This is a genomic window from Amycolatopsis pithecellobii (assembly GCF_009707865.1).
Taxonomy (GTDB): Bacteria; Actinomycetota; Actinomycetes; order Mycobacteriales; family Pseudonocardiaceae; genus Amycolatopsis_E; species Amycolatopsis_E pithecellobii.
In genome coordinates this window covers 56903-74187 of sequence record NZ_WMBA01000039.1, presented here as the reverse complement: position 1 = coordinate 74187, position 17285 = coordinate 56903, and the positions used below count along the sequence as shown (strand labels likewise).

General features: G+C 69.7%; 18 protein-coding genes. 2 read left to right on the top strand and 16 right to left on the bottom strand.

Annotation, left to right across the window (positions count from 1 at the left end; translation table 11 throughout):
* Positions 1 to 48 precede the first annotated feature (48 nt).
* From GKO32_RS23145 to GKO32_RS23135, 3 genes are read right to left on the bottom strand one after another with little or no spacing between them, the layout of a single operon-like run.
* Positions 49 to 687, bottom strand: a complete 639-nt coding sequence (locus GKO32_RS23145; RefSeq protein WP_166459700.1) for a GOLPH3/VPS74 family protein — start codon at positions 685 to 687, stop codon at positions 49 to 51.
* Positions 674 to 886, bottom strand: coding sequence for a type II toxin-antitoxin system antitoxin (locus GKO32_RS23140; RefSeq protein WP_312868402.1), 213 nt, complete (start codon positions 884 to 886; stop codon positions 674 to 676). The genes GKO32_RS23145 and GKO32_RS23140 overlap by 14 nt, the downstream gene beginning before the upstream one ends.
* Positions 887 to 888: 2 nt before the next feature.
* Positions 889 to 1782 carry an SPFH domain-containing protein gene (locus GKO32_RS23135; protein WP_154758969.1) on the bottom strand — a complete coding sequence of 298 codons (894 nt, stop codon included), beginning with the start codon at positions 1780 to 1782 and terminating at the stop codon, positions 889 to 891.
* An 86-nt stretch (positions 1783 to 1868) separates the two neighbouring features.
* On the opposite strand from GKO32_RS23135, the gene GKO32_RS39250 reads away from it, so the two are divergent.
* Positions 1869 to 2780 (top strand): ABC transporter ATP-binding protein, encoded by a 912-nt coding sequence (locus GKO32_RS39250; protein WP_154758968.1) that lies wholly within the window; start codon positions 1869 to 1871, stop codon positions 2778 to 2780.
* The gene (locus GKO32_RS23125) at positions 2777 to 3964 is read left to right on the top strand and encodes an ABC transporter permease (protein WP_312868399.1); all 1188 of its coding nucleotides are present in this window, start codon (positions 2777 to 2779) and stop codon (positions 3962 to 3964) included. Before GKO32_RS39250 ends, GKO32_RS23125 begins: the two co-directional genes overlap by 4 nt.
* Positions 3965 to 4229: 265 nt before the next feature.
* Here GKO32_RS23125 and GKO32_RS23120 read toward each other — a convergent pair whose 3' ends face one another.
* The 13 genes from GKO32_RS23120 to prcB all read right to left on the bottom strand — a co-directional run bounded on the left by GKO32_RS23120 (position 4230) and on the right by prcB (position 17271).
* On the bottom strand, positions 4230 to 5429 hold the full coding sequence (locus tag GKO32_RS23120) for a GNAT family N-acetyltransferase (RefSeq protein ID WP_312868398.1): 1200 nt from the start codon (positions 5427 to 5429) through the stop codon (positions 4230 to 4232).
* A gap of 42 nt (positions 5430 to 5471) precedes the next feature.
* Entirely contained in the window at positions 5472 to 5981 is a 510-nt protein-coding gene (locus GKO32_RS23115; RefSeq protein ID WP_154758967.1) for a DUF4333 domain-containing protein, read from the bottom strand.
* A gap of 68 nt (positions 5982 to 6049) precedes the next feature.
* On the bottom strand, positions 6050 to 8800 hold the full coding sequence (locus GKO32_RS23110; RefSeq protein ID WP_312868397.1) for a DEAD/DEAH box helicase: 2751 nt from the start codon (positions 8798 to 8800) through the stop codon (positions 6050 to 6052).
* A 51-nt stretch (positions 8801 to 8851) separates the two neighbouring features.
* On the bottom strand, positions 8852 to 9691 hold the full coding sequence (locus tag GKO32_RS23105) for a diacylglycerol/lipid kinase family protein (RefSeq protein ID WP_312868395.1): 840 nt from the start codon (positions 9689 to 9691) through the stop codon (positions 8852 to 8854).
* Positions 9692 to 9695: 4 nt separating this feature from the next.
* Positions 9696 to 10664, bottom strand: coding sequence for a twin-arginine translocase subunit TatC (gene tatC, locus GKO32_RS23100; protein ID WP_312868394.1), 969 nt, complete (start codon positions 10662 to 10664; stop codon positions 9696 to 9698).
* 19 nt (positions 10665 to 10683) lie between these two features.
* On the bottom strand, positions 10684 to 10980 hold the full coding sequence (tatA, locus tag GKO32_RS23095) for a Sec-independent protein translocase subunit TatA (RefSeq protein ID WP_154758965.1): 297 nt from the start codon (positions 10978 to 10980) through the stop codon (positions 10684 to 10686).
* Between the two features lie 30 nt (positions 10981 to 11010).
* The gene (locus GKO32_RS23090) at positions 11011 to 11223 is read right to left on the bottom strand and encodes a bacteriophage holin (RefSeq protein ID WP_312868393.1); all 213 of its coding nucleotides are present in this window, start codon (positions 11221 to 11223) and stop codon (positions 11011 to 11013) included.
* Between the two features lie 9 nt (positions 11224 to 11232).
* Positions 11233 to 12213 (bottom strand): helix-turn-helix transcriptional regulator, encoded by a 981-nt coding sequence (locus tag GKO32_RS23085; RefSeq protein WP_154758964.1) that lies wholly within the window; start codon positions 12211 to 12213, stop codon positions 11233 to 11235.
* The gene (locus GKO32_RS23080) at positions 12210 to 13178 is read right to left on the bottom strand and encodes a helix-turn-helix transcriptional regulator (RefSeq protein WP_312868392.1); all 969 of its coding nucleotides are present in this window, start codon (positions 13176 to 13178) and stop codon (positions 12210 to 12212) included. The genes GKO32_RS23085 and GKO32_RS23080 overlap by 4 nt, the downstream gene beginning before the upstream one ends.
* 102 nt (positions 13179 to 13280) lie before the next feature.
* The gene (locus GKO32_RS23075; RefSeq protein WP_154758963.1) at positions 13281 to 14063 is read right to left on the bottom strand and encodes a DUF1684 domain-containing protein; all 783 of its coding nucleotides are present in this window, start codon (positions 14061 to 14063) and stop codon (positions 13281 to 13283) included.
* Between the two features lie 70 nt (positions 14064 to 14133).
* Positions 14134 to 15492, bottom strand: coding sequence for a Pup--protein ligase (gene pafA, locus GKO32_RS23070; protein ID WP_154758962.1), 1359 nt, complete (start codon positions 15490 to 15492; stop codon positions 14134 to 14136).
* A 146-nt stretch (positions 15493 to 15638) separates the two neighbouring features.
* A complete protein-coding gene (prcA, locus tag GKO32_RS23065; protein WP_312868391.1) occupies positions 15639 to 16379 on the bottom strand; it encodes a proteasome subunit alpha in 741 nt (246 codons plus the stop codon).
* 46 nt (positions 16380 to 16425) lie between these two features.
* Positions 16426 to 17271: a proteasome subunit beta gene (gene prcB, locus GKO32_RS23060; protein WP_154758961.1), complete on the bottom strand. Its 846-nt coding sequence runs from the start codon at positions 17269 to 17271 to the stop codon at positions 16426 to 16428.
* Positions 17272 to 17285 lie beyond the last annotated feature (14 nt).

Here is a 17285-nt window from a genome sequence, read left to right as displayed (position 1 = left end):
CCCGGCGCACCGAATCCGCGCCCTCCCCCGGCCACGCCACCCCCGGCATCAACCACCCGACGCTGCGGCCGCGCGTTTTGCCGTGATGACGCGGTGCAAGGCCTTGACAACCGGCTCGACCGGTTCCGCGAACCGGTCGAGCCGGGCCTTGTACTGGCGCCGGTCGCGGCCGCTCAGTACGACGCGCAACTGCCCCGCCGCGGCGAGAGCCGCGAGTACCGCCGCGTCTTGGGGCACCCGGGCCGCTGCCTGGCCGCCGCGGATCGCGCGCGAGACCTGGTCCGCCACCTGCCGCGCCGCTCGCGTGTCGCGCAGCGTGATCCGCGTATGCGGGACCAGGCCGAGGAAACGAACCCGCTCCGTCTTGAGCACACCGGCCTCAGCCAGCTGATCGCGCACCTCACCGAAGGTCCGCCCGCGGTCCCGCCCCACCCACCGCCGCCACGAGCGGGCCGGGTTCGACCCGACGTCGTTCCACACCCCGGCCAGCACCGGATCGGGCCCCGGCACCCGCCCATCGGCAACCGCCTTGCCGTCCTCGTCCCGCAACCGTCCATTGAGGACAAGCTCGGCGAGCGCCGACGCGCGCAGCAGGTACCCCAGATTGTCGCGGCTGGTCAGGCGCCCGCGTCCCGGATCGAAGGCCAGCAGGAACATCTTCGCCGGCAACGATTCAGTCGGATTCATCGGCTTCTTCCTTTCGTGGCCGCCCCCGCGGCCGCATCCGGCCGACCTCACGCGGCAGCCGCCCGGCATCTGACAAAGCCTTACGCAGCAAGAACTCTATCTGCGCGTTGGTACTGCGCAGCTCGTCCGCCGCCCACCGTGCGAGCGCGTCGTGCACGGCAGGATCGAGCCGTAGCAGCAGCTTCTTCCGCTCGGCCACCCTTACGAGTACAGCGTCCCGGCGTTGACGACCGGCTGCGTGTCCCGGTCACCGACGAGCACCACCATCAGGTTGCTGACCATGGACGCCTTGCGCTCCTCGTCCAGATCCACCACATCCTGCGAAGCCAGCCGGTCCAGCGCCATCTGGACCATGCCCACCGCGCCCTCCACGATCCGCTCGCGTGCGGCGACGATCGCGCCCGCTTGCTGGCGGCGCAGCATCGCCTGCGCGATCTCCGGCGCGTAGGCCAGATGCGTGATCCGCGACTCGATCACCTTCACCCCGGCGGAGGCGACGCGCGCGCCGATCTCCTCGCGCAGCTTCTCGGTGATCTCGTCCGCGTTGTCGCGCAAGGAAAGCACGCCGTCATCGTGTGTGTCGTACGGGTACGCATTGGCGATATGGCGCACCGCGGTCTCGGTCTGGATCGCCACGAACTCGACGAAATCGTCCACTTCGAACAGTGCCTGCGCGGTGTCCCGCACCTGCCACACGACGACCGCGGCCATCTCGATCGGGTTGCCGTCGGCGTCGTTCACCTTCGCCACATCGGTTTCGTGGTTGCGGATCCGGGTGGACACCCGGCGCCGCGCGGAGATCGGGTTCACCCACTGCAACCCGTCGCGGCGCACCGTTCCCGCATACCGGCCCAGTACCTGCACGACCCGCGCTTCACCGGGCGCGACCGGGGTCAGCCCGCGCAGCACGAACCCGCCGGCCAGCACCAGTACGATGCCGGGCACCAGCAGCCCCCCGCCAGCCGCCGTCACGGCCAGCGCGATACCGCCTGCCAGCAACAAAATCGCCACCACGAACATCAGGAACCCTGGCGCACTGCCCGCCTTGCGCTCCTCGATCCGGGGCGCCGGCATCTCCACCGCGGTCTCGGTCATGTTCACCCCTCGAAATTCCGGCTTGCGTCGCCACCCGGCAACTATCATAGTGATATCACATTTTTCGCCACTGAGGGGAGAGGCAGATGAGCGACCGCCGCCTGGAGATCCAGGGGCTCTCGAAAAGGTACGGGGAAACCGTTGCCCTGCGGGACATGACGTTCGATGTGCGGGCCGGCGAGCTGTTCGGCTTCGTGGGCAGTAACGGGGCAGGCAAGACCACGACGATGCGGATCGTGCTGGGCGTGCTGACCGGGGACGCCGGCACCGTCCGCTGGGACGGCAAGCCGGTGACGCTGGAAACGCGCCGCCTCATCGGCTACATGCCCGAGGAGCGCGGACTGTACCCGAAGATGAAGGTCGGCGAGCAACTGGCGTATCTCGCGCAGCTGCACGGGTTGCGCGCGCCCGCGGCCCGGCGCGCGGCCGGGGAGTGGGCCGAGCGGCTCGGTGTGGCCGCCCGCCGTGACGACGAAGTGCAGAAACTCAGTCTCGGCAACCAGCAGCGCGTGCAGCTGGCGGCCGCGCTCGTGCACGATCCGCGGATCCTCGTGCTCGACGAGCCGTTCTCCGGGCTCGACCCGGTCGCCGTGGATGTGATGAGCGAAGTGTTGCGGGAGAAGGCTTCCCAGGGAGTACCGGTCGTGTTCTCCAGTCACCAGCTCGATCTCGTGCAGCGGTTGTGCGACCGGGTCGGCATCGTCCGAAGTGGACAGATGGTCGCCTGCGGCACGGTCGGCGAACTGCGCACCGGCGGGACGCGGCGGCTCGTCGTCGACGCACCACAGGCACCGCCAGGGTGGACGGACGCACTGCCCGGCGTGACGGTGCTGCATCGCGACGGCACCCGCACCGAACTGGAACTGCACGACGGCACCGACGATCAGGTCGTACTCAAGACCGCGCTCGCGACCGGGCCGGTGCACGAGTTCGCCCGGCGGCAGCCGTCACTGACCGAGCTGTTCCGCAACGTCGTGACCGAAGGAGGGCACCGGTGAACCTCAGCAGCTGGGGCGCGATCAGCCTCGTCGCGAACCGGGAGATCACCACGCGGCTGCGGTCGAAGGCGTATCGCGTCAGCACCGCCGCGCTCATCCTGGTACTCATCGCGTTCACCGTGATCATGAAGTTCCTCGGCGGCGGCTCGGATGTGACGGTAGGCTTCACCGCGCCCAGCGCCGCGCTGGCCGCACCACTGCAGGCGAGCGCGAAAACGCTCGGGGAGAGCGTCGAAACCCGGCAGGTCACCGAAGCGCAGGGACAGGACGAGGTGCGCGGCGGCTCGCTCGACGCACTGCTCGCCGGCGACGGCACGCGCGTGCAGGTCGTGGTGAAGAAGGAGCTGAACCCGCAACTGCGTGACGCGCTCAACGTGCTGGCCGACCGGCTGGCCCTCAACCAGCAGATCACCGCGCTCGGCGGTAACCCGGCGCGGGTGGACGCGGCGGTGGCCGGCGCGAGCGTCGAGGTGCGGCCGCTGGAGCAGCCACGCGAGTACAACGGCCAGCAGCTCGCGCTCGGCATCATCGCCGGGGTGCTGATCTACCTGTCCCTGATGATCAACGGTCAGTCGGTGGCGCAGGGAGTGGTCGAGGAGAAGACCAGCCGCGTAGTGGAACTGCTGCTCGCCACGATCCGGCCGTGGCAGCTGATGGCGGGCAAGGTGCTCGGCATCGGTGCCGTGGGGCTGGTGCAGATCATCGCGATCGCGGTCGCCGGGGTGATCTCCGGGCTCGCGACCGGGGTGCTGACGATCTCCGTTTCGGCGGCCGCGGGCACGGTGATCTGGCTCGTCGTGTGGTATCTCGCGGGATTCCTGATGTACTCCATCGTGTTCGCCGGCCTGGGCGCGCTGGTTTCGCGGCAGGAGGACGTCAGTGGCGCGGTGACCCCTGCGCTGATGTTCGTCGTCGCCGGGTACGTCGTCGGCATCTCGATCCTGCCGTCGAACCCGGGTAGCGGACTCGTCGAGCTGCTGTCGGTCCTCCCGGTGTTCGCGCCGACGCTGATGCCGATGCGCCTTGCCATGGGCGGCGTGCCGGTGTGGGAGGCGATCGTGTCACTGGGGCTGGTGATCGCGTTCATCCCGGTGCTGATCTGGCTCGCCGGCCGCATCTACCGCAACGCGGTTCTGCGCACCGGCGCGAAGGTCAAGCTGCGCGAAGCGCTTTCCGCAAGCTAAACCCGCGCGAGTTGCACGTTCCCAGTGCGCGAGTTGCACGTTCCCGCCGCGCGAGTTGCGCGTTCCCAGTGCGCGAGTTGCACGTTCCCGGTGCGCGAGTTGCACGTTCCCGCCGCACGCAACGCTCAACTCGCGCGGAGCACGACCTGACAGGCGGACCGGGCGCCCGGTCGCCGTCACAGCCGGCGAGCAGCACGACGGCGACGAGACCCGCCCACCTCGTCCGCGCCGCACCACCAAATTCCCCCCGGAATATCCACTGTGGTCAGAAGTGTGTACCACACCAGGCTTGCCCGCCAGTGGCGAACAACCGGTCGGCGAGCCGCGGCGCATCCTCGTCGGCCGCCTGGATCCGCCCGGCCGCCACCAGCGCGGATGCCTGCCACGTCCCGAGATACAGCATCGCAAGCGCGTCGGCACCGAGCCGCAGCCGGGCGGGCAGCTCGGTGCGGGTCACCCCGCCGGGGCCCACCCGGTAGCGCCCGGAATTGGCTTCCAGCAACGGATCGGTCACCTCCAGCACCACCGGCTCGCCGTCGTACTCGCGCGCGGCCAGCGCCGCCGGGACATCGACCAGCCGCAGCCACAGGTCGTCACCGCCGCGGGTGATCCTGGCCGCACGCATGTCGGTGAACAGCAGGGGAAGCGGTTCATCCCGCGGACGGTCACCGGCCTCGATGGTGTCCACGAGATCGACGCTCAGGAAGTACCGCCACAGCCCGGTGTACGCGTCCGGGGTCGCCACGTGTAGATCCCAGACGTCCAAAGTGGACGGATCGCGCCAGCCGTTGCGCCGCACGTTGTAGATCGCGAGACCGTCGGGCCCGCCGGGTCCATTGTGGATGATCGCGAGCGGACGGTCGTCATCCCGGTGCGCGTGCCGCTCGAACCGGGCCCACCAGTACGGCGGTCGCGTCATCAGGCCGGGCCGGGTGAGCGGCAACCGCGCGTACAACGCGGCAAGACGCTCCACCGCATCCGGCATCCGCAGCAGCTCGACCTCCCCGCTCGCCGGAACTTCCGGCCGCAGCAACGCCCGGCGCCGGTCCACCTGGAAGTCCTGCGTCACGGTCGCCACCCCGTAGCCGAACCGGCCATAGATGGAGCCTTCCGTGGCGTAGAGCCCCGCGAGCGGCACGCCCCGCGCGGCGAAATCGGTCAGCTGCGCGTGCATGATCCGGCTCAGCACGCCCCGGCGCGTCCGGTCCGCGCGCACCCCGACCCCGGTCACGGCACCGAGCGGCACCCGCTTGCCGCCCGGCACGGTCAGTTCGGCGTCGAACGAGCGGGCGCTGCCGATCAGCTCGGTGTCGAACGCGCCGAAGGCACGCCCTGGCTGGAACATCCGCTCCAGATAAGGCCGTTCGTCGTCCTTGGGCGGCGGTGCGTGCAGCGCGGCGTGGAACAGCGCCGTGGCTTCGAAGGTCTCGTCGGGCCGCAGCAGCCGTACGGTGTAGTCGCTCACGCCCCGATACTCGCGAAGATCCGGGCACGCGGCCACCCGATTTCACTCCGGGGGCGGCCGGCCCACCTGGTAGTTACCGTTGGTGTCGAGCACCGTCACGATGATCGGCTGCTGCTTGCCCTTGATCGTCGCGGTGCAGGTGAACGTGTTGCCCGGCTTGACTTCCCGGTCCGGCGGGCAGCTCACGGCATCCGCGGTCGCCCCGTAGCCCTTGAGCGTTTCCCGCACACCGTTCTGCAGGGCAGTCTGGTCCAGCACCACCGTCGGCACGAAGAACCCCGGCTTCCAGAACCCGGTGACCCCCAGGGCCGCAAGCACGACAAGCACCACCGGTACGAGAATCCAGAGCAGTTTTCCGTGCCCCTGACGCGGCGTCCGGGGCACGCCGAAGTCGGGCGGTTCCTGGCCGTGGTACGGCCGCGTCGGCTGCCCGTACGGTTGCGGCGGCGGGTAGCCCGGCTGCTGGCCGTACTGCGGCGGATACCCCGGCGGCGGCTGCGGGGGCGGGTAACCCCATTGCTGAGGATTGTTGCCGCCGTACGGCGTGCTCATGCTCGCTCCCATCCGCGCCGGTCTCGCTGCAGGCGATCCAACCACAGCCCGTTTCGCGCCGGAAAGCGCTACTCCGCCCCGGCGGCGACCACGCCCCGGCGCAGTGCCTTGACCGCCTTCGCGGCCGCCGCACCGACCTGATCCTCCCGGCCCAGCACGGTCCTGATCTGGTCGAGCAGGTCGATCACCTGGCGTGCCCAGCGCACGAAATCCCCCGCCGACAGTTCCTGACCGGCCGACTCGGCCGTGGTCAGCACCTGCTCCAGCGACTCGCCCCTGGCCCAGCGGTACACCGGCCACGCGAAGCCGGGATCAGGCTCGCGCGTTCGGTCGAGCCGATGGCGGCGCTCGTCCTCGGCCAGCTCGCTCCACAACCGCGCGGTGTCCTGCCAGGCACGCGGCACCGCGCCCGAGGGCAACCGGGCCTCGCCCGCGGAGTCACGGCGCGCCTCGAACACGAGCGTCGACACGACCGCGGCCAGTTCCGCCGGGTTGAGCCCCTTCCACACCTCGTGCCGGATGCATTCGGCGGCCAGTAGATCCGACTCGCTGTACAGCCGCGCGAGGCGCTCACCGTGCTCGGTGACCCCGTGCTCCCCGTCGCCGAGATACCCGCGCTCACCGAGCAGATCGCGGATCCGGTCGAAGGCGCGCGCCAGTGAATGCGTCGTGGCCGCGACCTTACGCTCCAGCTGCCTGGTCTCCTCCTCCAGCCGCTGATACCGCTCCACCCAGCGCAGGTTCGCCTCGCGCTCGGCAAGGCCGTGGCACGGATGCGCCCGCAACTCGCGGCGCAGCATCGCGAGCTCGGCGTCGTCGTTCGCGCCCGCGCGGCGCCCCTGGCGCGACGGCACGGAAATGCCGGCGTTGCGCAGGGTCGACGCGATGTCCCGCCGGGTTTTCGGCGAACGCAGCTCGACGTGCTTGGGCAACTTGATGCGCCCCAACGGTTCCACCGGCGCCGGAAAGTCCGAAAGGGACAGTGCGCCGGACCACCGGTCCTCGGTCACCACCACCGGGCGCGGCTCGCGGATCGGGTCCAGACCCGGATCGATCACCACCGCAAGTCCCGCACGCCGCCCGGAGGGCACCGCGATCACGTCGCCCCTGCGCAGTTTCTCCAGCGAGTCCGCGGTGCCGGCCCGGCGCGCGGCGCTGTTCTGTTTCGCCAGCGCCTTCTCCCGGTCGGAAATCTTCTTGCGCAGCCCCACATACTCGAGCATCTCGTCGAAATCGGCCGTGATCGCTTCAGTGTAACCGCGCAGCGCCTCCCGGTTCCTGTCGATCCGCCGGGCCAGGCCCACCACCGAACGATCGGCTTGGAACTGGGCGAAAGACTGCTCCAGCAGCTCCCGTGCCTGCCGCGGACCGAGCTGGGCGACCAGGTTGATCGCCATGTTGTACCCGGGCCGGAACGACGAGCGCAGCGGGTAGGTCCGCGTCGAAGCCAGTCCCGCGACCTGCTTCGGGTCCACGCCGGGCTGCCAGACGACGACCGCGTGCCCTTCGACGTCGATACCGCGTCGCCCGGCGCGGCCGGTCAGCTGGGTGTACTCCCCCGGCGACAGGTCCACATGCGCCTCGCCGTTGTACTTGACGAGACGTTCCAGCACTACGGTCCTGGCGGGCATGTTGATCCCGAGTGCGAGGGTTTCGGTCGCGAACACGACCTTCACCAGCCCGCGGACGAACAGTTCCTCCACGGTTTCCTTGAAGGCGGGCAGCAGACCGGCGTGGTGGCCCGCGATCCCGCTTTCCAGTGCCTCCCGCCATTCCCAGTAGCCCAGCACGCCCAGATCGCCCTCGGGCAGATCACCGGTGTGCTCGGCGATGATCCGGCGGACGTCGGCGGCTTCCTCGGGGGTGTTGAGCCGCACGCCGGCCCGCGTGAACTGGGCGACCGCGGCGTCACAGCCCGCGCGGGAGAAGATGAACACGATCGCCGGCAACAGGCCGGCCGCGTCAAGCCGGTGCGCAATGTCCACACGGGACGGTGGCCGGAAACGCGGTCCGCGAAACTGCTGGCGTCCCCGGTTGCGCGGGCCACGCACGCCGGCGGGCGCGTGCAACCGGCCGACCTCCTCGACCCGCCGCAGCAGCGCCGGGTTGATGGACCCATCGGCTCCATTGTCAGAACGGAACAAGTCCAGCAACCGGTTGCCGACCATCATGTGCTGCCACAACGGAACCGGGCGTTGCTCGTCCACCACGACCGTCGTGTCCCCGCGCACCTCGACGAGCCACTCGCCGAACTCCTCGGCATTGCTCACCGTGGCCGACAGGCCCACCAGCCGGACGTACTCGGGCAGGTGCAGGATCACCTCCTCCCACACCGCGCCGCGGAACCGGTCGGCAAGGTAGTGGATCTCGTCCATCACCACGTAACCGAGGTCGGTCAGCGTCGAGGAGCCCGCGTACAGCATGTTGCGCAGCACCTCAGTGGTCATCACGACGATCTGCGCGCTGCCGTTGATCGAGGTGTCCCCGGTGAGCAGGCCGACCGCCTCGGTGCCGTAGCGCTCGGTCAGATCGTGGTACTTCTGGTTCGACAACGCCTTGATCGGCGTGGTGTAGAAGCATTTCCGGCCCTCGGCGAGCGCGAGATGCACGGCGAACTCGCCGACCACCGTCTTGCCGGCGCCGGTCGGCGCGCACACCAGCACGCTGTGCCCGTCCTCCAGCGCCTCACAACCGCGGACCTGGAAATCGTCGAACTCGAACGACGCCTCCGCCGCGAAACGGGTCAGCTGAGGGTGTTTACCACGACGCCGGGCGGCCTGATAGGCCTCGGCCGGGGAGGGAGAAGGGCTAGCGGCCACCTCGTCAGGGTGTCACATCGGCGCGTGGCCCCGCATGCGGTGGTGGATGAATCACGCGAGGACAGTAAGCGCCCCGGGCACACAGCGCGCGAGCTCCGGTGGCGGGCCGAGCACTTCACCGTCCGCGGACACCGGGATCTCCGCGCCGCCGAGCCGGATTTCCCGGGCCCGCAGGGTTCGGACGGCGGGATGGTCGAGGTGGGCGCCGGTACGCAGCTTCGGCAACATCTTGAGCAGCTCGAGGCGGCCGGCCGCGCCCACGACCGTGACGTCGAACAGGCCGTCGTCGGGCCGGGCTCGCGGGCAGATCGGCACACCGCCGCCGTAGAAGGGCGTGTTCCCGATGGCGACGAGGGTCGCGTCGACCTCGAACTCGTCCTGCCCGGTGCGGAGGGTCACCGGCCGCGGCCGGAAACGGGCCAACTCGGCGACAACGGCGACGTCGTACCGCCGCGGCCCGCGCGGCACCCGCAACGCCGCCGCGCGCCGGGCCACGGCGGCGTCGAATCCCGCGCACAGCACCGTACCGAACCACCGCTGTCCCGCCCGCCCGAGATCGATTCGACGGCGGCGGCCCGCACGCAGATTCGCCAGTAGCGCTTCGAGCGAGGCGAGGGGGTCGAGCGGGAGACCGAGCGCGCGGGCGAAGTCGTTGCCGTTGCCCGCCGCGACGACGCCGAGCGTTGTTTCCGTTCCCGCGCAATGCTGAATCGCCCGGTGCACGGCGCCGTCACCGCCGAGCGCGACGAGCAGATCGAGCCCGTCCGGCGGTTCCCCGGTGCAGATCTCCAGCTGCCCGGTGTGTGCCCGCAAGCGCTCGGCGACAGCCGCCGCGACCTTCACCGCCGCGCCGGACCCGCGGTCCGGGCGCACGGCCAGCGCTGCCCGCACCGGCCTACGTGATGTCTTCCGTGCCGGTCTTGCCCGCCTTCTCGGCCGGTTCCGGTTCGTCGATGGTGCTCGGCGTGTAGTCGAACGGGGCGGCCTGGTCATCGGGGAGACCGGCCCATTCCTCGTCCTGACGCCGCCGTTCCTTGCGCTTGTCGTGCACCCTGGCGATCTGGATCGCGACCTCGAACAGCACGGTCAGCGCACCGGCCAGCCCCAGCATCGAGAACGGGTCCGAGCCGGGCGTGGCGAACGCGGCGAAGACGAACAGGATGAAGATGATGCCGCGGCGCCACTTCCTCAGCTGGGCGTACTTGACCACGCCCACGAAGTTGAGCATCACCACCAGCAGCGGCAGCTCGAAACTCACCCCGAAGATCACCAGCAGCGACAGCACGAACGAGATGTACTTGTCCGCAGTCAGCGCGGTGGTGAAGAAGTCACCGCCGAAACTCATCAGTGCCCGGAACGCGTGCGGGACCAGCAGGTACGCCAGCACCGCGCCACCGGCGAACAGCACGCTCGCGAACCCGACGAAGGTCAGCGCGTACTTGCGTTCCTTCGAGTACAGCCCGGGCGCGATGAACGCCCAGATCTGATACAGCCAGAACGGCGAGGTGAGCACCGCGCCCGCGGCCACCCCGACCTTCAGCTGGATCATGATGCCTTCGAACGGCGTGGTCTGCAGCAGCCGGCAGGTGCCGTCGGGCGCGATCGTGCCGGGCAGCAGCCGGTTCGCCGGGATACCGCAGTACGGGCCGTTCATCAGCTGACCGAGCGATTCGACCGGCCCGAGCCTCGTCTGGAACCAGATGAAGCCGAATATGCCGCCGGCGATGATCGCCAGCAGGGCCCAGCCAAGACGCCTGCGGAACTCGTAGATGTGCTCGATCAGCGTCATGGTGCCGTCGGGGTTGTACCGACGGCTGCGCTTACGCCGCCTGGTCCGGCGGCTTTCGGGGGCGGAGTCCGCCACGGGAGGCTCCCTGCCCGCCTCAGCTGGCGTGCTTCTGCGACTGGTTCTGTTGCTGCTTCTTCAACTCGTCGAGCTGGCGCTGCAGGTCAGCCACCTGCTGGTCGCTGCCGGCAGGCTGCGCGGTGGCGGCCGGGAGTTCCTTCTTGTCCGGCTCGCTCGCGGACCCGTCCTCGCGCATGTCCTTGGTCTCGGCGCGGAAGATCTTCATGGACTTCCCCACGGAGCGGGCGGCGTCGGGAAGCCGCTTGGCACCGAACAGCAGAACCACGATCAGCACCAGGATGATCAAGTGCCACGGCTGCAATCCGTTCAGCATGAGTGGCCTCCTTTTCGTTTCTCGCCAATGCTACCGATTTTCTTGGATGCGTCGACGCTGGTGAAGCGCGACCCGGACCCCGGCCGATCGGGCACGGATGAGGCCGGCGCGACTATTCGTGAGGGTCATGACCATGCTCAACGCCGAGCGGAACCGGCGCAAGCCCCGCACCACCGGAACCAGCAGCAGGATCAGCAGGAGCAGGCCCGCGGCGGCGACCACGATGCTCGGCAGGTACGACACGTGTTCACCCTACTGGCCCAAGGTAGCGGGCAGGTGACGTGCCCGCGCCAGCGCGTCGGCCGCCCGGCCGCGCACCGCAGTGGCCAGCTCAGGTGGGCTTTCCACGCGCGCGTCGCCACCGAGGCTCAGCACGAGGCGCACCATCCAGGACTCGTCGCCGTAGCGCATCCGCACCCGCAGCCGACCGCCCGGCAGCTCCGCGAGCTCTTCGCACGGGTAGTACTCGGCGATCCAGCGCGCGTCGGGATCCAGCACCAGCTCCGCGACCGGCTGCCCCGGCTTGGCGGTGAACACTCCGTCGGCGAGGTCGGTGGGCCGCGCCGTCGGCGGTGGCGCGGCGGGCTCGTCGAGCACCCGCACTTCGTCAACGCGGTCGAGCCGGAACAGCCGGACGCCCTCGGCGCGACGGCACCACGCCTCCAGGTAGCCGACAGCCTGCACGATGAGCAGCCGCATCGGGTCCACCGTGCGCTCGGTGATCTCGTCCCGGGAGGCGGTGTAGTACCGGATCCGCAGGGCACGGCGGGCCTGCAGCGCGCGCTGGACGACACCCCGGTTGTGCGCCGTGCGCTCGCCTTCGCGCACCCCGAGCCCGACGACGACCCCGGCCGGCTGCGCCTGACCGGCGGCGGCCTCGATCTTGGCGATGGCGCGGCGGACCGCGTCCGTGTCGAGCAGCCCCGGCGTCTCCGCCAGCGCCCGCAGCGCGACCAGCAGCGCGGTCGCCTCCCCGCCGGTCAGCCGCAGCGGCCGGTTCATCCCCGCGTCGAAGGTGACCGTGACGGTGTCACCGGCGAAGGACAGGTCGATCAGGTCACCCGGGCCGTAGCCGGGCAGCCCGCACATCCACAGCAGCTCCAGGTCCCGGCGCAGCTGCTTCGGGGTGACATCGAAGTCACGCGCCGCGTCGTCGATCTTGATGCCCGGCCGCGCCAGGAGGTACGGCACCAGCGCGAGCAGCCGCGGCATCCGGTCCGTGGAACTGGTCATGCGCTCGCCACCGCCCGCAGGCGTTCCTGCACGGCCTTGGCCAGCACGTCCGGTTCGAGCACCAGCACATCCGGGCCGTGCCCGGCGATCCAGTCGGCCGCGCTTTCCGGGTAGTACAGCTCCAGCTCGGCCAGGTCACCCTCGACCCCGTCGACAGTCAGCCGCCCGGCGAGCTTCGCGCGGCGCCGCACCCCGGCCGCGCGCCGGTCGGCGATCCACAGCTTCGCCGTCGCCACCGGCGCGGGTTCCTTACTGCCGCTGCCGGCGACGAACTCGAGCAGGTTCACGTCTTCGGGCCGGCCCACCTCGCCGGGAGCACCGATCGGCCGGACCTCGCCGGCGATCCGCGACAGCCGGAAACACCGCGGTGCGCCGCGATCCCGGTCGTGCCCGACGACATACCAGCGGGCCCGCCAGGACACCACACCCCACGGCTCGAGGGTGCGGGTGAGCAGTTCCGCGGAACCCGAACGGCGGTAGGTGAACCGGACGGCCTGGCGGTTCTGCACGGCGGCCAGCAACGGGGAGAACGCAGGCTCGGTGCGCACCCGCGACTCGACGACCGGCGGCGCGGTGTGGTCGACCTCGACCCCGGCCGCGCGCAGCTTCACCAGCGCGCCGTGGGCCTGCCCGGTCAGTTCGGGGGAATCCCACAGGCGCACGGCCAGCCCGACCGCGGCCGCCTCGTCCGGCGCCAGCTCGATCTCGCCGAGCTCGTAGTCCCGGCGCGCGATCCGGTACCCGTTCTGGGAGTCGAATACCGAATTCCGCCCGGTTTCCAGCGGGATGCCGAGCTCGCGCAGCTCGGTCTTGTCCCGCTCGAACATCCGGGAGAACGCTTCGTCGCTCGTCGCGTCGGCGTATCCGGGCACGATCCCGCGAATCCGGTCAGCCGTCAGGTACTGCCGGGTGGACAGCAAGGCGAGCACCAGGTTGACCAGGCGCTCGGCGCGGGCGGTGGACACCCGAACACAGTAACTCTTACCCCCGGGCACAGAACGGCAGATCCGGCATTAACACGCCGCACATTCGAACCCCTGACCGAACGCGAAGATCCGATTACGGGATCAGCCGCGGCCGTACGGCGTCTTTTCGCCCGCCGTCACGGCGAACGAAAGGTGGTTCCCGGCGGGCGGGAGGGGGCAGGTGGCGAAGTCGATGAAGGCGCACGGCAGGTTGAGCGCCCGGTTGAAGTCGAGCCGCACCCGGCCCTCAGCGTCCGGCTCGCCGACCGCGAGGGAACGGTTCGCCGCGTAGGTCGTCACGCCGCTGGTCTCGTCGGTGAACAGGACCGTGAAACCGGTGCCGTTCCTGCCGTTGAACGCGGTCAGCCGGTGCGTCTTCCCGTCGTGCTCGAAGGCCAGCACCCCAGGCGAGGTGTACACATGGGACAGTCCCTCGACGACGGCGCCCACGGTCACCTCACGCGGCTCGGCGAACGGCTCGAAGACCCCCTCGAGCACCCACGCCGGGTAGGCCTCGTAGGCGGGAACGCCACGAAATCCCGTACGGGCAGGACTTTCCGGGTCGTGCACCCGGAGCACATACCCGCTGCGCCGGGCGAGTTCGATCTTGCGCCGCCCCGCGTCGATCAGGTGGCCGGGCCCGGAGTTGACCAGCTCGAACCGCTCGGTACCGGCGACGGCCAGCTCGCCCTCACCGGCGACGATCGCGGCATCACCGTCCTCGTGCCAGGTGCCCGGTATCCCGGCGAACCGCTGCGGTTCGCCGGTCAGCCAATGCAGTTCGGTGATGCTCAGCCAGCCGAACGGCTCGGCAAGCGTCTCCTCCCGGGCCTGGTGCCACTCCTGCCAGCTCCGCGTGAACCGATCCTGCTCCACCGTGGTCATGAACCCCAGCTTACGTTCGCCGGCGCGCGCCGGGGCCCAAGTCCACTGTGCGGGAACCGAAAGCGTCGCCTCACAGGGAGCTGATCAGGCGGTCGACGCGCTCGTCGACGGCGCGGAACGGGTCCTTGCACAGCACGGTTCGCTGCGCCTGGTCGTTGAGCTTCAGGTGCACCCAGTCCACCGTGAAGTCGCGGCTCGCGGCTTGTGCGGCGGCGATGAAGTCACCGCGCAGCTTGGCGCGCGTCGTCTGCGGTGGGGTGTCCTTGGCCAGCTCGATCTCGCCGTCGTCGGTGATGCGGCGGACCAAACCCTTGCGCTGCAACAGGTCGAACAGGCCGCGGCCACGCCGGATGTCGTGGTAGGCCAGGTCGAGCTGCGCCACCCGCGGGCTCGACAGGTCCAGGTTGTGCTTCGCCCGGTAACGCTCCACCAGCCGGTGCTTGATGGCCCAGTCGATCTCGGTATCGATCTTCGAGAAGTCCTGCTGCTCCACCGCATCCAGCGCGCGGCCCCACAGCTCCAGCACCCGTTCCGCGGTCGGCCCCGAGTCGTTGGCCTTCACGTGCTGCACGGCGCGGCCGTAGTACTCGCGCTGGATGTCCAGCGCCGAGGCCTCCCGCCCGCCGGCGAGCCGCACCGGGCGGCGGCCGGTCAGGTCGTGGCTGATCTCCCGGATCGCCCGGATCGGGTTGTCCAGCGTGAAATCCCGGAACTGCACGCCCTGCTCGATCATCTCCAGCACCAGGTGCGCGGTGCCGACCTTGAGCAACGTCGTGGGCTCGGCCATGTTCGAGTCCCCGACGATGACGTGCAGGCGCCGGTACCGCTCGGCGTCCGCATGCGGCTCGTCCCGGGTGTTGATGATCGGCCGCGACCGGGTGGTCGCGCTCGACACACCTTCCCAGATGTGTTCCGCCCGCTGGGAAAGGCAGTACACCGCACCCCGTGGCGTCTGCAGGACCTTGCCCGCGCCGCAGATCAGCTGCCGGGTGACGAGAAAGGGCAGCAGCACATCAGCGATCCGGGAAAACTCCCCTGCACGGGTGACCAGATAGTTCTCGTGGCACCCATAGGAGTTGCCCGCCGAGTCGGTGTTGTTCTTGAACAGGAAGATGTCGCCGCCGATGCCTTCGTCGGCCAGCCGCCGCTCCGCATCCACCAGCAGGTCCTCGAGAATCCGCTCACCGGCCTTGTCGTGCGTGACCAGCTGGACCAAGTCGTCACACTCGGCCGTCGCGTACTCCGGGTGCGAACCCACGTCGAGATAGAGCCGGGAGCCGTTGGAGAGGAAGACGTTCGACGAACGCCCCCAGGACACGACTCGCCGGAACAGGTACCTGGCGACCTCGTCCGGCGAGAGCCGACGCTGGCCGTGGAAGGTGCACGTGACACCGAATTCGGTCTCGATGCCAAAAATCCGCCGCTGCATTACTCAATGCTAGGCGCTTTCGGGGGCCAAGCGGTGCGCCGATCGGGCGTCGACACGCCGTGACCTCACGGAACGGGTGTTCACCTGCGGTTACTCCGGGCACGAAAAAGCAGCCCCGGAACCGTCCGGGGCTGCCGCGCGGACGATCAGGCTTCGCCGTCCTTCGCGTCCGGCTTCTCCTCCGGCGCGGGCTCCGGTTCCGCGGGCAGCAGCGCGTCGAGCGCGGCGCCCGTGATCCGCCGGAACGCCCGCCGCGAGCGGTTGCGGTCCAGCACCGCCACCTCGAGTTTCACCGGCTCGGTGTTCCCGTTGTTCGGGGAGGTCGAGCGCAGCGTGCGCACCGCCATCGGCAGCGCCTGCTCCAGCTCGGCGTCCTCCTCGAACTCCTCCTTGAGCTTGTTGATGATCGGCTCGGTCTGCCCGCCCATCACCACGAACTGCGGCTCATCGAAGATCGACCCGTCGTAGGTCAGCCGGAACAGCTGGTCCTCCGCCGAGGTGGCGCCCACCTCGGCCACGCAGATCTCCACTTCGTACGGCTTGAGCTGCTCGGTGAAGATGCTGCCCAGCGTGGCCGCATACGCGTTGGCCAGCGCCCGCGCGCTGACGTCACGCCGGTCGTACTGGTAGCCCTTCAGATCGGCGTGCCGGATACCGGCCACCCGCAGGTTCTCGAACTCGCTGTACCGGCCGACGGCCGCGAACCCGATGCGGTCGTAGATCTCGGAGAATTTGTGCAGCGTGGTCGACGGGTTCTCGGCGACGAACAGCACGCCGCCCGCGTACTTGAGTACGACGACACTGCGCCCGCGCGCGATGCCCTTGCGAGCGAGCTCCGAGCGCTCGCGCATCAACTGCTCGGGTGAGGCGTACAGCGGCATCGTCACGGTGTCGGCTCCAAAGTGCTCGTCGTGAAACGGGAAGGTACGGGAATCAGCTTCGGCCCGAAGCGGCCTGCTCGCGGCGGCCCTCGACGACCGCCTCGGCCACGGCCGCAGTCTGGTCGGCCGGGAGCAGCTCGGCCCCGCGCTCGGCGGTGACCGTGATGACCGTCGGGAAGATCCGGCGGACCAGGTCCGGCCCGCCGGTCGCGGTGTCGTCGTCGGCCGCGTCGTAGAGCGACTCGACCGCGGTGCGGACCGCGGCCTCTTCGGAAGCCTCGGGGTCGTAAAGCTTTTTCAGCGCGGATTTCGCGAACAGCGAACCGGAGCCGATCGCGTGGTACCCGGCGCTCTCCTCGTACCGGCCGCCGGTCACGTCGTAGGACACGATCCGCCCGGCCCGTTTCGGATCATCGGCCTCGATGTCGTAGCCGACGAACAGCGGCAGCACCGCGAGCCCCGCCATGGCGACGTCGAGATTGCCCTTGACCATCGTGGCGAGCTTGTTCGTCTTGCCGTCCAGCGACAGTGGGACGCCCTCGATCTTCTCGTAGTGCGCCAACTCGACCGCGTAGAGCCGGACGAGTTCGATGGCCAGCCCCGCGGTGCCCGCGATCCCGACCGCCGAGTACTCGTCGGTCACCGACACCTTGTCCATGTCCCGCGAGGCGATCAGGTTGCCCGCCGTCGCCCGCCGGTCACCCGCGATGAGCACGCCGCCGGAGAAGGTCACCGCGACGATCGTGGTGCCGTGCGGCGCGTCCAGGTCCTTCGCGGACGCACCCAGCCGGTGCCCCGGCAGCAAGTCAGGCGCCTGCATCTTGAGGAACTCGGCGAACGACGAGGTCGTGGTCGAGAAGTAGGCCGCGGGCAGCGAAGACCCCGAGGTGTTGTCCATGCGTGCTCGTGATT

Bases quoted from the DNA above. Each gene is read 5' to 3' on its own strand.
- GKO32_RS23085 (WP_154758964.1), bottom strand. From the start codon at position 12,213: ATGACCAGTTCCACGGACCGGATGCCGCGGCTGCTCGCGCTGGTGCCG.
- prcB (WP_154758961.1), bottom strand. From the start codon at position 17,271: ATGGACAACACCTCGGGGTCTTCGCTGCCCGCGGCCTACTTCTCGACC.
- GKO32_RS23145 (WP_166459700.1), bottom strand. From the start codon at position 687: ATGAATCCGACTGAATCGTTGCCGGCGAAGATGTTCCTGCTGGCCTTC.
- GKO32_RS23135 (WP_154758969.1), bottom strand. From the start codon at position 1,782: ATGACCGAGACCGCGGTGGAGATGCCGGCGCCCCGGATCGAGGAGCGC.
- pafA (WP_154758962.1), bottom strand. From the start codon at position 15,492: ATGCAGCGGCGGATTTTTGGCATCGAGACCGAATTCGGTGTCACGTGC.
- GKO32_RS39250 (WP_154758968.1), top strand. From the start codon at position 1,869: ATGAGCGACCGCCGCCTGGAGATCCAGGGGCTCTCGAAAAGGTACGGG.
- GKO32_RS23075 (WP_154758963.1), bottom strand. From the start codon at position 14,063: ATGACCACGGTGGAGCAGGATCGGTTCACGCGGAGCTGGCAGGAGTGG.
- tatA (WP_154758965.1), bottom strand. From the start codon at position 10,980: ATGCTGAACGGATTGCAGCCGTGGCACTTGATCATCCTGGTGCTGATC.
- GKO32_RS23115 (WP_154758967.1), bottom strand. From the start codon at position 5,981: ATGAGCACGCCGTACGGCGGCAACAATCCTCAGCAATGGGGTTACCCG.